This is a genomic window from Flavobacterium sp. TC780 (assembly GCF_056783245.1).
Genome location: NZ_JBXBAV010000115.1, coordinates 78227 through 90690, shown reverse-complemented (window position 1 = coordinate 90690; position 12464 = coordinate 78227). Strand labels below are relative to the sequence as shown.

20 protein-coding genes and 1 tRNA gene are annotated in these 12464 nt (G+C 34.2%); 4 read left to right on the top strand and 17 right to left on the bottom strand.

Going from position 1 to position 12464, the window contains the following annotated elements:
- The first annotated feature begins 124 nt into the window (after positions 1-124).
- The 4 genes from AC1RYN_RS12885 to AC1RYN_RS12870 all read left to right on the top strand — a co-directional run bounded on the left by AC1RYN_RS12885 (position 125) and on the right by AC1RYN_RS12870 (position 2905).
- Positions 125-430, top strand: coding sequence for a hypothetical protein (locus AC1RYN_RS12885; RefSeq protein WP_481807296.1), 306 nt, complete (start codon positions 125-127; stop codon positions 428-430).
- Between the two features lie 151 nt (positions 431-581).
- Positions 582-758 carry a hypothetical protein gene (locus AC1RYN_RS12880; RefSeq protein WP_481807295.1) on the top strand — a complete coding sequence of 59 codons (177 nt, stop codon included), beginning with the start codon at positions 582-584 and terminating at the stop codon, positions 756-758.
- A 1194-nt stretch (positions 759-1952) separates the two neighbouring features.
- Positions 1953-2594, top strand: a complete 642-nt coding sequence (locus AC1RYN_RS12875) for a hypothetical protein (RefSeq protein ID WP_481807294.1) — start codon at positions 1953-1955, stop codon at positions 2592-2594.
- A gap of 223 nt (positions 2595-2817) precedes the next feature.
- Positions 2818-2905: transfer RNA gene (locus tag AC1RYN_RS12870), tRNA-Ser, on the top strand.
- A 102-nt stretch (positions 2906-3007) separates the two neighbouring features.
- Here the strand turns inward: AC1RYN_RS12870 and AC1RYN_RS12865 are convergent.
- From AC1RYN_RS12865 to AC1RYN_RS12785, 17 genes are all read right to left on the bottom strand, one after another.
- The gene (locus tag AC1RYN_RS12865) at positions 3008-3298 is read right to left on the bottom strand and encodes a helix-turn-helix domain-containing protein (RefSeq protein WP_481807293.1); all 291 of its coding nucleotides are present in this window, start codon (positions 3296-3298) and stop codon (positions 3008-3010) included.
- A 40-nt stretch (positions 3299-3338) separates the two neighbouring features.
- Positions 3339-3581, bottom strand: a complete 243-nt coding sequence (locus AC1RYN_RS12860) for a hypothetical protein (RefSeq protein ID WP_481807292.1) — start codon at positions 3579-3581, stop codon at positions 3339-3341.
- A 62-nt stretch (positions 3582-3643) separates the two neighbouring features.
- A complete protein-coding gene (locus AC1RYN_RS12855; RefSeq protein ID WP_481807291.1) occupies positions 3644-3775 on the bottom strand; it encodes a hypothetical protein in 132 nt (43 codons plus the stop codon).
- Between the two features lie 45 nt (positions 3776-3820).
- The gene (locus AC1RYN_RS12850) at positions 3821-4105 is read right to left on the bottom strand and encodes a hypothetical protein (protein WP_481807290.1); all 285 of its coding nucleotides are present in this window, start codon (positions 4103-4105) and stop codon (positions 3821-3823) included.
- Positions 4106-4119: 14 nt separating this feature from the next.
- The gene (locus tag AC1RYN_RS12845) at positions 4120-5175 is read right to left on the bottom strand and encodes a hypothetical protein (protein ID WP_481807289.1); all 1056 of its coding nucleotides are present in this window, start codon (positions 5173-5175) and stop codon (positions 4120-4122) included.
- A 2-nt stretch (positions 5176-5177) separates the two neighbouring features.
- Positions 5178-5525 (bottom strand): hypothetical protein, encoded by a 348-nt coding sequence (locus tag AC1RYN_RS12840; protein ID WP_481807288.1) that lies wholly within the window; start codon positions 5523-5525, stop codon positions 5178-5180.
- Between the two features lie 61 nt (positions 5526-5586).
- The gene (locus AC1RYN_RS12835; RefSeq protein WP_481807287.1) at positions 5587-5817 is read right to left on the bottom strand and encodes a hypothetical protein; all 231 of its coding nucleotides are present in this window, start codon (positions 5815-5817) and stop codon (positions 5587-5589) included.
- Between the two features lie 5 nt (positions 5818-5822).
- Positions 5823-5975, bottom strand: a complete 153-nt coding sequence (locus AC1RYN_RS12830; protein WP_481807286.1) for a hypothetical protein — start codon at positions 5973-5975, stop codon at positions 5823-5825.
- A gap of 28 nt (positions 5976-6003) precedes the next feature.
- Positions 6004-6189 carry a DUF4138 domain-containing protein gene (locus AC1RYN_RS12825; protein ID WP_481807285.1) on the bottom strand — a complete coding sequence of 62 codons (186 nt, stop codon included), beginning with the start codon at positions 6187-6189 and terminating at the stop codon, positions 6004-6006.
- Between the two features lie 44 nt (positions 6190-6233).
- Entirely contained in the window at positions 6234-6848 is a 615-nt protein-coding gene (traN, locus tag AC1RYN_RS12820; protein ID WP_481807284.1) for a conjugative transposon protein TraN, read from the bottom strand.
- Positions 6849-6865: 17 nt separating this feature from the next.
- A complete protein-coding gene (gene traM, locus AC1RYN_RS12815) occupies positions 6866-8098 on the bottom strand; it encodes a conjugative transposon protein TraM (RefSeq protein ID WP_481807283.1) in 1233 nt (410 codons plus the stop codon).
- 49 nt (positions 8099-8147) lie between these two features.
- Positions 8148-8630: a hypothetical protein gene (locus AC1RYN_RS12810; protein ID WP_481807282.1), complete on the bottom strand. Its 483-nt coding sequence runs from the start codon at positions 8628-8630 to the stop codon at positions 8148-8150.
- Positions 8631-8643: 13 nt separating this feature from the next.
- Positions 8644-9252: a conjugative transposon protein TraK gene (gene traK / locus AC1RYN_RS12805; RefSeq protein WP_481807281.1), complete on the bottom strand. Its 609-nt coding sequence runs from the start codon at positions 9250-9252 to the stop codon at positions 8644-8646.
- A 30-nt stretch (positions 9253-9282) separates the two neighbouring features.
- Positions 9283-10479, bottom strand: coding sequence for a conjugative transposon protein TraJ (gene traJ, locus AC1RYN_RS12800; protein ID WP_481807280.1), 1197 nt, complete (start codon positions 10477-10479; stop codon positions 9283-9285).
- Between the two features lie 16 nt (positions 10480-10495).
- Positions 10496-11125: a TerB family tellurite resistance protein gene (locus AC1RYN_RS12795; protein WP_481807279.1), complete on the bottom strand. Its 630-nt coding sequence runs from the start codon at positions 11123-11125 to the stop codon at positions 10496-10498.
- A 6-nt stretch (positions 11126-11131) separates the two neighbouring features.
- Complete coding sequence (locus AC1RYN_RS12790) at positions 11132-11749, bottom strand: hypothetical protein (protein WP_481807278.1); 618 nt, start codon at positions 11747-11749, stop codon at positions 11132-11134.
- A 14-nt stretch (positions 11750-11763) separates the two neighbouring features.
- The gene (locus AC1RYN_RS12785; RefSeq protein WP_481807277.1) at positions 11764-12453 is read right to left on the bottom strand and encodes a conjugal transfer protein TraI; all 690 of its coding nucleotides are present in this window, start codon (positions 12451-12453) and stop codon (positions 11764-11766) included.
- Positions 12454-12464: the final 11 nt, after the last annotated feature.

Genomic DNA, 12464 nt, shown 5'->3' with positions numbered 1-12464 from the left:
TTGTTATGCTGACGTTTTACACTTGATTAAGTTAGTGTATTGCTAAGGTTAATACATGCTCCTGTTTGTGCAGGGAGGCAGCACCTGTTCAAAAAATTATTAATCAAAAAAATATTGACTGGTTATGATATACATTGACAGAGGACCTGTTCCTGCATTTTTAAAAGCAACAAATTATCCCTGGTCTGTAGAAACAAGAAATGCAATTAATCATTATAAGCCCACAACTCAAACAAAGAGTTTTGATTTTAGTAAATATAAAAACCCTAAGATAAAATTCGCACTAAAAGCAATATTTGGCAACAAATGTGCTTGCTGTGAATCAGATTATGCTAAGGTTTCTGATGGAGATATTGAACATTATAGACCTAAAGGAAGAGTTGAAGGAAAAATACCCGAAAACGCCAGGATATTATTGGCTTGCCAATGACTGGGACAATTTACTTATTTCTTGTCAACATTGTAACCAGGCAAGAAATAAAAAACTTATTTGATGAAAATGGACAAATTTTAGATACCGACGACAAAGCAAGAGGAAAGTTGGACCAATTTCCGTTTAAGCAACCCCCTGAAAAAGAGTTATGACCACCAGACAACGATTAGAGAAGGAAGAGCCGTATCGATTGCTGATGAATCCTTGCGTAGATAAACCTGAAGAACATTTTGAGTATGATGAAAAATTTGCAATAATTAAAGGAATAACAGATAAAGGTAAAAAATCAGTTGAGGTATATGTTTTACAAAAAGAAAAGATTTAGTTGAATCAAGAAAGCAAAAATTAGTTATTTTACTAACTTATATTAGAATAGCACAGAATGCACTGATGAATAACTTAACAAAAAATCATTTTGAAGATTATTTTCAGTAGATGCCATGAAATTGCTAACTCAAAAAGACAGCGAGTATAGCGGAATGTGCCGTTTTTTTGTTAGAAAATTCTTAAAAACTAATGGATTAATCCCATAATGAAATATTTTAATGAGCCAGCTTGATTTAAAATTATTGACCACAAGCAAATTTTAATGTAGATTTGAATCTTCAATTAAAGGAGCTAACAGTAAAGGTAGTTATAATCCTATGCAGTTTGTAATTAGACTGAGAAAGGACATTCATGATGCCTTAAAAAGGAATGATCTAAGCATTCAACGAATTAATCATTGTCCACATAATACATGAGAATATTCATTGGTGGCAGCATGTAGCTTATCATTTATTAACAAGCATAACTTTATGCTATTGCACATACATTCACCCTAATTAACAACACTGATAAAAAAAAATGAAAAATATAAACCTATAATCAGATACGATAAAGAATACTTCAAGAAAAAAGGTAAATATGATAACGCAGAAGTAAATAGTATACTTAATTATTATCATGATATTTTATACGCAAAAGCTTTTATTTTAACAATAAAAATATACATAAAATTAAAAATGATAAGCGCTTCTTTTTTAGTATGGGTCATTGTTTTCATCTCTCTCTTGGTCTTCATCAATACATGCACTTGCAACGTCAATAGACCCTCATTATGATTTTTTACCAAATATCTATAATTGGACGCCAAATTTTAAAAAATTAGAAGAAGAAAAAAAACTGGATTTTTTATTATTTCAAGACCATGACTATTGCTAATTTAGGTACTCATGCAATATATGAAGGGCAGGCAAGATTTAACCAACTACAATATTAACGATTACTTTTAAGAATAAATATTCATATCGTGATTTTGAAAAACTTGGAATGCTAAATGAATGTACCTGAAGCATTTAATCTATTTTTTAGATATAACAGAAATTGAAAGACCTGATAATTTAAATAATTCGATAATTGGTGTTTTTTTATTACTTTGTGATATAGCAATAAATCCAAGTGATGGTTTTCCCTTTGACATATTCACTATGAAACTTTTATAATTTCTAACGATCCTGGATTTAAGATTTACAATGCTGTGTCAGGTTATAAAAAAGATAAGAATAAATGGATTTCTGCCATAAACAAATACTCTAAAGAAGAATATATTAAATATAGTGAAGAATTATGCAAATCAATTTACTGCCACCCAACCTTATATGCAAGTAAAATTATTAGTAACTGGGTAGAGGAAAATGATTCTGTTAAAGAATTATTGGAAGAAGAAAGCAAAATGAAGTTTAAACCTAAAAATATGGAAATAAGACTTTTCGCATCAAAATATATTCGTTTTCAACAAGACAAAATCGCATATCCAATGATTTTCTGTTGGCCAGGAAAATCTATGACATCAGAAGCTTGCGAAGAAATTACTATACCTCTTGTTGAAAAAATATTTAATAAGCATCAAGCGCTTTTTATTGATGATGAAGATGGTACTATTAAGCCAATAATTTTCGAAAATTACTCACTAGAAGATATTGAAACTACCTTTAATTTATTCTATGCTTACAATACATCGCAAGATATGATTATTAAATGGGTTAAAGAAGACGGTGAATTCAAATATGATTATCAATGGCTGACAACAAAACAAAGTGAAACCGTAATGAAAAATTGGATTAGAAATAATTTCAAAGAAATATTTGGAATTTTTCCCGAAGAATTAGAAATTATTTAGTTTGTTAAACGTTACTTACAAAAAAACAATCTTAAAAAACACCTCAAAATTTTAAACAAAAAACACGACAAATTAGATATCAGATTCGAACCAGATTCTTTACATCTGTAAATTTGTGCTATTTATTTTTATGTTTTATTTATAAATAGTTTCAAAAAATTTTCTGCAATCAAAAAAACATCTTATATTTGCACCCGCAATGAGAAAATTATTGCGTCTTACTGGAGGAATGGCAGAGCGGTCGAATGCGGCAGTCTTGAAAACTGTTGACTGTAACAGGTCCGGGGGTTCGAATCCCTCTTCCTCCGCCAGTAGAAGTTTCAAAAGAAACTTTAAAAGTTAAAATCCTTTAAACACAAGTGTTTAAAGGATTTTTCATTTTTTGTAACTTTTTAAAAAGTACATAATAAGAGCTATGAAGAATTATTCTGAAGAATTTTGTCAATTTTTGTAGCTTCATACAGAAATATATCTCCCAATTTGGTATAAGGAAGTATACCTGTTTGACGGTATTTTATGATTGTATTGTTTGACAGTCCAAACATTTTCTTTAGATCTTCATTTCTATAATATCGTAAGCTGTCTATTGTATTGTTCCCTTTTATTTTAGAATCTATTTTTTCCAACCTGTCATATAAAGGATCCAGTAATTGTTTGATTGCTACTATATAGGAAATTTTTGTTTTATTACCTTCTTTATACATAATTCTTAATTTTTAGTATTGCATTTTTAAATGATACAGATTACCAGCCAATTAGTTTCTCTTTCCGTTTTTCAAGTGTATTAATAATTTCCTCAAGAAATTTTATTTGTTTGTTCTTATAAGTAAATCCTTTTGACTCAGAAAACTGCTTGCTTATTGTATCTATGGTTGTTTGAAGCCCGGAATCTCCTTTATAAGTAAAATTTTCTTCTATAAAAAGTTGAATTTTACTTCTATTGCGCTTTTGATTATGATCATCAAAGAAGAAAATTTTCTCATCCATCAGAATATAAAAAAGCTGTGCTAAATCGCTTTTATTGAGATAAGTATTGCATTTTTCTTTGCTTAATTGATAAAGCGGTGAGGCTTTTTTTTAAGATTAGGTGTACTGTCTGCTAAAAATCTCTCTATTTCTTGCATCTTCCCATACAATTTTGAAACTGCATCGGGAAGTTCTTCAAAAGTGAACTTTTTCATAGTATAATCTTTTTCACAATTTTATTCCTATATCAATCAGTGTTGCTAAGAATTGAAATAAATGATACTTCTTTGGTTTCTATTCCGGGTTGGAGCATATTTAATGTAGCCGTATTCACTTAATTCTTGTATACATCTGAGGTACGTTTTAGGTGAAGAAACCATTGCTATCTTCATAATTTCATAGCTATATACTTTAATAGGGTTGATGAAACCTCTGTCAGCTCTAAATTTTAGCAATGCAGCATATATACCAATATGAGTGATACTGATTCTATAATCCTTTTCTATTGCCTTAAAGAAATCTGATAAAGGTTGTAGTGTTTTCATTATTTCTAAGTTTATCAACTTATGTGCATCTCATTTCGTTTAGAAGGATTCACCTGTTGGTTCTCATTAGTTTTTTGTATTTGTTTTACTGTTTCCATTGTTTTATTACCCAAAGCCGTTGAGAGTGTAATTTTTCTCGAGTGCTCATCATAAATGTTTACCGATTTAAACTGGGGATTAGCTTCAATATAAAACCGGTATTCATTTCCGCTTTTAATTAAAGTTATGGGCTGTCTATTTCCTTGTTTTAACGCATCCTTTAATTTATCGGCTTCGGTTTTATTGGTTAATTCCTTCAAAGGAAGTTGCTGCACTGCCTTTTCAAGATCATAACCATAACCGGAATGGAATTCTTTAATACGATGATTGCCAACAGCATCCTTATCATTAAGATCAAGCTGAATCCAAGATTTATCTTTTTGAACTGCTCGTCCTGCTAATAAATTATAAGCCTGCGATGTGTTAACAGAATTTCCTTCATGAATCTTAAAATATTGGTTTTTGTCTTCTTCGGGCTTTGATTCGTTTTGCAGAGTAGTTTTATATCCATCAAATTGATACTGTCCACTCTGGTCTTTAGAAAAAGACAACTCATGATTCAGACGTTCTTTTTCATTGACGTAATAGGAAACGGGAATAGTGAACCGCTCATGACCTTGTTTGATTTGCTGATCAATTTGATTTGACATATCTCCAAAACCAATTCGCTGCACTTGATTGTGCAGCGATTGATTATTCTTTTCTTCCTCTTTTGCATCCTTACGTACCGCGATTTGATCAATAAGTGGTGCAACTACCAGCTTACGAACAAGACGTACTAATAGATTAGGGTAAAGTTGTTTTAGCATCTTGCTCTTTTCCTGCTTGAGCATCTGTAAAGCAAAACGTTCCTCTATGTTTTTAGTACCCTTATATTTTGTTCCAATGCGTTCATAATGATGAAGCTTTTCTTTGATCAGCGATCTATTGGCTGAAAGACTGAAATTAAACAGTTTACTAAAACGCTCTTCCCTAGAGTGCCACTGTTTTAATTCCATTTCTACTCTGTTAATGGGAAGTTGGTCGTTCATGATTACATGGATTGACTTTTCCTTTTTCTCTTAGCTTCCTTTGGCACTTCAGGACCATCGTCATCAGTACTTTGGTTTTGTCTTTTTGTGCCCTGTTTTACAGAAGCTTGCTGGGTTTCGGATTGCTTTTCTTCTTTGGAATGACGATTGTCAATGCGTTGCATATTGTTATCATACACATTGATAGTTTTGAATTGAGGACTAGCTTCAATGTACTGCTTAACTTCATTACCATCTTTTAAGAAAGTAGCAGATTGCAGATTTCCTTTTTTCATAGAATCCATTAAATCTTCTTTATACTTAGGGTTTTCTAATTCTTTAATGGGATGCTTGGCGAGTGTTGCTTCCAAATCATAACCATAATTTTGATGGTATTGATTTAGTTTGAAATTTCCATTAGTCTCAGTTTGTTTAAAATCGATTTGGAATTGGCGGAATCATACGTTCTCCTTCTTTATTTGTCAAATCCTTATTTACGGATCTTCCTTCCATAAGATTAAAAGCTTCTTTCATAGTGATGTTGTGGCCTTTATTGATATAGAAGGTTTGCTCCAACGCTTCTTTGGAATTCTCTTTATGCAATTCTACTTTATAAGAATTAAAAAAATACATATCACTTTGATCGGATTTTTTAAAATTCAACGTAGCTATAGCTGTATCATTGCCATATTTAGCATGATGGGTAAAGTAAAATTAGGTTCTTCCTTCTGTAATTTTTCTTTTATTTCAGACTCAAGTGCATCACCGAAACCGGTGTACTTAACCTGCTCTTTTAAGTATTCAAAATTTTTCTCGTTCATGACTCAATTTTTAAATGATTGAAATGTTTTATAGTTTAGGGAGTATAGTGACCTGTACCAATTTTTTGTTTTTTACATGCAGTTCCACATGCCTTCCGCCATTTTTCTCCATAAGATGTATGGATAAGAATTTTTTCTCTGGAATGGTGAATTTTGGAAGTGCAAATACAAAGGTGTTTTCTGCTTCACCTTCAATTTTAACTACATTGTTCAAGATATAGATTGGAGTGATTTCGATTTCCTGTGAAGCCGTTCGTTTTACTTTTTAGTATCGCGAATAAAAAAGCGAAGCTGGTCAATATCATAATTAATTTTAGAGTTGTTTGTTACTTTTATCCTGTAATACATCACTTCGTCACGAATAAAAATTCCGTTGAGACTAAAGTCAATGTCATACTGGCTTTCTTTTTCACCTCGCAGTTTTTTCTTGTCGTAAAAAGCTAATTTGGAATATTCCTGAACATCCTCATCATTTATGTTTTTATCAGAAAAATAAATTTCCTGTCCTTCGGATTTAGTTTTATTCAAACTGAGATTCAATTGTGGTGATTCCTCATCATAATTCAATACGAAAGAATACAATTTTGCGTCAGCAGTCACTACCGTAAGATTGGTCTGAAGAAATCCTTTTTGGGCTGCTTTGATTTGAAGAATGTTTTCCAGACCTTTTGCCTTTTGTACCAGTATATCGGGACTTCCTTTGTCCACGCTTTTAATAGCAAAAGGAAATACGATATTGGTTGTTTTTGAGTACGCTATCAGTAAAGAATTGGGTTCAATTTTAGAAAGGTTGTTTTTACTTGTTTGTTGTGCAAATACACCGATGGTCATTAATAATAAATACCCCATCACTAACACATTAAATTTTTTCATAGCAATATTTTTAGTTTTTAATTGGAATCTTTTTGTTTTTCATCACGAAGCAGTACTTGATAGCCTGCTTTTACAATCACTTTAATCATCTTTACTTTTTTACTCAAAAGACTTTTAGCCGCTTCAATTCCAGCCCCAGCTGCCTGTGAACCCCAGGAATCGTCAAGGTTTGCAACGCCCAGAGTTTGCATGGAACGATCAGCAGATGCTTTGGCAACATCACGGTTAATAGCTCCCGGAATATAAATTCCAATGAGTCCATCCAGATCGTACACAGACAAATCCACTGGGAATAGGGAGTTGTTGTATCTAATGCTATTTATTTTGATTGTTAGTCGTTCACCTTTTAAGGAAGCTACTCCAAACAAGAAATTATCCTTTGGAATCTTAATACCACTTACAAAAATGTCGTTCATCAGTCGAAACTTAACTGTAGCTCCATTTACAATAGTTTGTGTTTCATGGATGACAGCTTCCACCACATTTTGCATTAAATCCGCATTTTGAGATTCATCAATGGAGTAAAACTCATTCTGTCCTGACTCGGTAGCATTATCCGATTTGTTTTGTAAAGAAGAAACAGGGTCTTCTTGCTCTCTGGTGGAAATAGAGAATACTTGTCCTCGCTGAGTCTCGGAAGCTTTTCTTAATTTTTCCTGTAATCTGTCAGGATGTTGGATATCTAATATATTTTCCAACATTCCACCGAGTTGTTGCAATTCCGGATCTGGAGTATCCTGCCCAGTATTCATGGACTGCATCATTTGTTCGAGTCTGTCTACATCATTGGAATGCATGGAAGACTCATTTGATTTTGTATACCTACTGACATCCCTATTTTGTGTAGGAACAGCTACGGGTGCATTGATTGCTTTTTGCAATGCTTCCAATTTTTGATGCACTTTTATTTCGTTTGGATCCTGATACGCTGATGTATTTAATCCAGTTCGTCCTTTTTTAGAATTGACATTACTACTATCTTCAGTCGAGTCAATCTGGAAAGACTGACTTAAATAGTTAGGATCTTTCTTGATGAGTTCATTTAGCTTTGCCGAATCAAGGGCTGCCATATCGTAGTAATTCATTTTATCTAGCAGAAGCCCCTCTTTGAGGTTTGCATTGGGCAGTTTGATATTAAACCCTTTTTGCTGTGGCGTTGCTAAGTTGGCAGCGTCCATTTTTCCACCGCCTAATGCCCAAAATATCACCGTTATAAATGGGAGAGCCAATAGAGGTAATACCAAGAGCATCTTACGATGCTTTAACTCCTTTAATGATTTTGTTTTTTGTTCCATGATATCAATTTTTAAAATGTGAGTAATAATAATTTTCTAGTATTGAAAGGCTGTCCAGAAGCCCTGGACGGCATAATACAATACTGTCATGTATTTTTTTTCCTGTTGGACTACGTCCCAGACTGTCCATATACTTTCGAAAATGATTAATTTTTTCTAATTCAACTTTACTGATAATTGTTTTGAGCTCGATGTCTTTTTCTTTTAATGGAACTGAATTAGTTGGTTTAGTAATTGGAATGACAGTTATATTTTTAGTTGTATTTCCAGAAAAGCTCGTTACAATCAGGTACATACTGCAACCTCCTGTAAATACTATAAAACTGAACAGAATCACAATCCAATGGAGTCGTGAAAAGTGAGCTGTTTTGCGTTCCAACCATTGTGCACACCTATGTTGCAATCGAAGATTTGCCTGTTCAAATTTTTGCCAAAGACTGTTTTTAATACTTTCAATAGCATCGTTTTTCCTAAAATAAAATCTCATAATCAGTAGTTTATTATTTTCTGTTTTCAGTGCCTAAATCCCGATTCTCAATGGTATTCCAACGTTCAATTAAAAAACCATGGGGGTTGTTGTCACTTCGCGATACATTGCGAAGGTTACCTTTTGTTATCAGGTTCCGATGGGCAATGCTGGTGGTTCTGATGATATTTTGAGTAGCATAACATCGGAACCCATATGGATAGGTATTGATGTCAATGGTTATGCTGTCAATTTTTATCGTCTGGCTGACATTCCCTGAGATGATACCCGAGTAATAGCCATTTTCTTTTAGATCATCGTAGATCCTTTTGGCACTGTCATCAGCTAGATAAAGTGCCTTGGTAACATTACTTTTGATTACTTTATCATCGGGGTCAAGAGTAAAGAAGAATTGGTGAAACGTCTTTACATGGTCTCGTGCCTCAATGGGTATGTTGTCTTTTCGGTCCGAAGCATAGGCTTCTAATGCCTTTCCATTAGCCAGTATGTAAACCTTGTTCTGCATTTGAGATACAAGGGAAAAACTTTTGTAAAGGGAGAAACAACTAATTAAAATGCAACCAACAATTACCAGCATAGTAAAGCCGCGAACATGGCGAAAGGCAGTGTCAATATTTTTCATTTTACTAAACATGCTACTTTTATTTAGAGGTTAGGAATTGCCTTTTAATTTATTACCCATATAGTTATCCTTATCTTTAAAGTAAGGAGATGAGCCAGCAGAACCAGACATGCTTTGGTACATTCTCCCAGCTGCATTGCCCATCGCATCTGCTGCCATACCAGCTCCTTGGGAGGTGGTGTTGATAACGGAAGTTGTGGAATTGCTGAAGATACTAGTGACTTTTTGCCCTAACGCACCACCACCGCCAGCATGAACAATATAGTTGGCAACAGAAGGTACAGTGAAATACCCTACGATACCGATAATCATAAAGACGAGATAGGCTACATCGGTTCTGCTAAAGAAAGTATCACCGTGTTCACCTACTTGCGAGATGTCAAGTTTCAGCATATTCTCTTGAATCTTTCCGATGATACTGCCAAAGATATTTGCCACAGGAAGCCATAGGTAAATATTGATATAGCGCGCCAGCCAGACGGTGAGCGTATGTTGAAAACCATCAAAGACGGATATGCCAAAAACGAGTGGACCCAAAATAGACAGCACCACCAATTGAAAAGTTCGAAGTGTATCGATGCAGAGTGAAGCCGCTTCAAATAAAATTCGCAGTACTTCGCTCATCCATTCTTTTACTGAATTTCTAAAATTATATGAGGCTTTACTCATAGCAAATTGGATATCATTACCGATACTGGCAAATTTTCCCTCTCCCTCTGGGTTGGCATCATCATGAGTGTATTTATACCATTTTTCGCGATCACCACTTCCATTGGAACCAACATACATCTGCCAAGGATTAGTACTCTTAAGGGCTTCTTCTTTTTCTTTAAGTAGTCGTTCAATAGCTTTGTTCGATCCTTCTACCATTGCGGCGGTTGCGGTAACAGTAGGTTTCATCACGCCATTAATCATATACAATACTGAAGGAAAAATCATGATGCAAAATCCAATAACAAATGGACGAAAGAGAGGGTAGAAGTCTATAGGTTCTGCGCTGGCAATATGTCTCCAGACTCTCGAAGCGATATACCAGATCGCTGCAAAACCGGCAAGTCCCTGTCCAACTCCAAGCAGGTTACTGCACAAAGGCATCATCTCATCGTATAACTGTTCCAATACACTATGCAGACTGTTCATCTCATCTGCAACTCCTTGTGCTTGGCTGGTAAAGGGTAATAAAATCCCTAGGACGACAAGTAATGCCTCCTTATTTATGTGTATCATAAGAGTGGATATTTAGTTATTTGGTGAACATGTTGCGAATCGCATTTACATCATTGCGCTCCTTGGCTCGTTGTAAAGCCAGTACTGAAGTATTGTTATTGAAGTTTCTCAGGAACATAAGCTTGTCTTGCATATCAACATATATCTTGTCAATAGATGCCAATCGTTCATCATCCGACATTCGCATTTTATTAGCGGTAACGACTGAGGTTAATTCCTCAAGATTTCTAAGACTTTGTTTAAACAGATTATCGTACACCCTTTCGAGGTAGGCAATTTCTTCAGGGTTAAAATTTTTACTATCCCTAAAGCGGCTAAAAGCGGACTTGTATTCTTTTACCAAGAGTACCTGATAATTCACAATATCACCTATACGCTTATAATTTCTGACTGTGGGACTGACTTGCATGAGCGCATCAAGGAATGTTTCATGCAGGCTGAAATTTCCTTTAGATAAATCTTTGACCGTATTATAACCTCCACTGAGCATTTCATAGCCTTTTTTCATATCCTTAAGGATTTGTTTAAACTGGCTCAGTTTCTCAATGTTCAAAATCAATTGCTGGATTTCCTGTTTTTGAGCTGTTACTCTCAATGGAAATAACAATCCGATAAATACAATTCCTATAATCAGTATTTTTTTCATGATATATCAGTTTATGCCGCGCAAGGCACGGCTGATTTTTGCCTCTTTCAACTCCTTGGCTTTTGATAAAGCCATCAGTTTAGTTTGATTACCAAAACCCTCAGAGAAAGTGTAGTTATCGAGCATGTTTTGGTAGATGGTATCAATGCGTTTCATTCGTTCGTCGTCTTTCAACTCTAACTGTCCGTCCGAAATAAGTATCAATAGTTCATCCATATTAGTATCACAATTTTCAATTACCCTCTCAAATACCCTTTGGATATAATCAACTTCATCGCCGTGGAATAAATCATCCTGTTGGATTTGCCTGTACAAGCTCTTGTAGCTTTTTATGATTTTTAACTGTAGCCCTATAATTTCAGCTACCCTTGCATACTTTTTAATTTTTGGATTAACCTGCTTGAGCGATGTGAGATAATCACCATGAAGATTAAATTCTCCACGCTTAAAATCTGATATAGCACCCAGTCCTTTTTTTGCTACCGAATAACCTTTTTGAGCATATCCGATATACGTTTGAAGTGCCGCTATTTGCTGTAAAAGAATCCTTTGTTGTTTGGTCTGTGCATGAATATTTCCCTTAAAGAATCCTAATAAGAGAAACATAAAAAATATCTTTTTCATGATTTTTTTATTTATTACGGAATTCCGTAAAATTTCTTAACCGAATTGACATCATGCTGTGTTTTGGCTCTTTGAAGACTCAGCAGTATGTTCTGTCTGTTAAAGAGTGTCAGGTCATTATAGTTAGTATCGATTTGATCGGCGGCAGCATTGATGATTTCTATTCTCTTGGCATCACTCATTTGGGTGGTAAAAGAATCCAATACCAAGAAAATCTGGTCGATATTTTTTAGACTTTCATTTAATATTCCGGAATAAACCCTTTGCATATAATCCAATTCGCTTGCATTAAAATGAGCATCCTTTTGAAATAAGTTCCAGGCTCTTTCATATTCGTCGACTAATCGAACCTGTTTTTGACTAATATCTTTGATGCGCTGGTAATAGGTAATAATGGATTTGACTTTTGCGAGCTCTTCATAATAATCCTTGTAGAGGTCTTTTTGTTTCTGGGTCCAATCGGAAATCTCATCCAACTTTAATTTGGACAGGATATTTTCTATTTTCTTCTGTGCATTCTGCAGCCAGATGGTTTTGTTCTGTAGTTTTTGAATCCTTAAGTCAATTGCTTTGATTACTTTTTTGGCAACAGCTTTTACCATTTCTAAAATTGGTAGTACTGCAACCTTTTCTGCTGGTCGGGTAGGAGTGCTTATAAGTAAAAAGCACAACAGGCAAATTATAATTTTCGTTTTCGCTTTCATAATTAGTATTG

Coding starts and splice junctions, on each gene's coding strand:
- AC1RYN_RS12885 (WP_481807296.1), top strand. CDS start 125: ATGATATACATTGACAGAGGACCTGTTCCTGCATTTTTAAAAGCAACA.
- AC1RYN_RS12855 (WP_481807291.1), bottom strand. CDS start 3,775: ATGAAAAAGTTCACTTTTGAAGAACTTCCCGATGCAGTTTCAAAATTG.
- AC1RYN_RS12850 (WP_481807290.1), bottom strand. CDS start 4,105: ATGAAAACACTACAACCTTTATCAGATTTCTTTAAGGCAATAGAAAAG.
- AC1RYN_RS12795 (WP_481807279.1), bottom strand. CDS start 11,125: ATGAAAAAAATACTGATTATAGGAATTGTATTTATCGGATTGTTATTT.
- AC1RYN_RS12860 (WP_481807292.1), bottom strand. CDS start 3,581: ATGGATGAGAAAATTTTCTTCTTTGATGATCATAATCAAAAGCGCAAT.
- AC1RYN_RS12810 (WP_481807282.1), bottom strand. CDS start 8,630: ATGAGATTTTATTTTAGGAAAAACGATGCTATTGAAAGTATTAAAAAC.
- AC1RYN_RS12845 (WP_481807289.1), bottom strand. CDS start 5,175: ATGAACGACCAACTTCCCATTAACAGAGTAGAAATGGAATTAAAACAG.
- traM (WP_481807283.1), bottom strand. CDS start 8,098: ATGCTCTTGGTATTACCTCTATTGGCTCTCCCATTTATAACGGTGATA.
- traJ (WP_481807280.1), bottom strand. CDS start 10,479: ATGATACACATAAATAAGGAGGCATTACTTGTCGTCCTAGGGATTTTA.
- AC1RYN_RS12865 (WP_481807293.1), bottom strand. CDS start 3,298: ATGTATAAAGAAGGTAATAAAACAAAAATTTCCTATATAGTAGCAATC.
- traN (WP_481807284.1), bottom strand. CDS start 6,848: ATGAAAAAATTTAATGTGTTAGTGATGGGGTATTTATTATTAATGACC.
- AC1RYN_RS12790 (WP_481807278.1), bottom strand. CDS start 11,749: ATGAAAAAGATATTTTTTATGTTTCTCTTATTAGGATTCTTTAAGGGA.
- AC1RYN_RS12830 (WP_481807286.1), bottom strand. CDS start 5,975: ATGAACGAGAAAAATTTTGAATACTTAAAAGAGCAGGTTAAGTACACC.
- traK (WP_481807281.1), bottom strand. CDS start 9,252: ATGAAAAATATTGACACTGCCTTTCGCCATGTTCGCGGCTTTACTATG.
- AC1RYN_RS12880 (WP_481807295.1), top strand. CDS start 582: ATGACCACCAGACAACGATTAGAGAAGGAAGAGCCGTATCGATTGCTG.
- AC1RYN_RS12785 (WP_481807277.1), bottom strand. CDS start 12,453: ATGAAAGCGAAAACGAAAATTATAATTTGCCTGTTGTGCTTTTTACTT.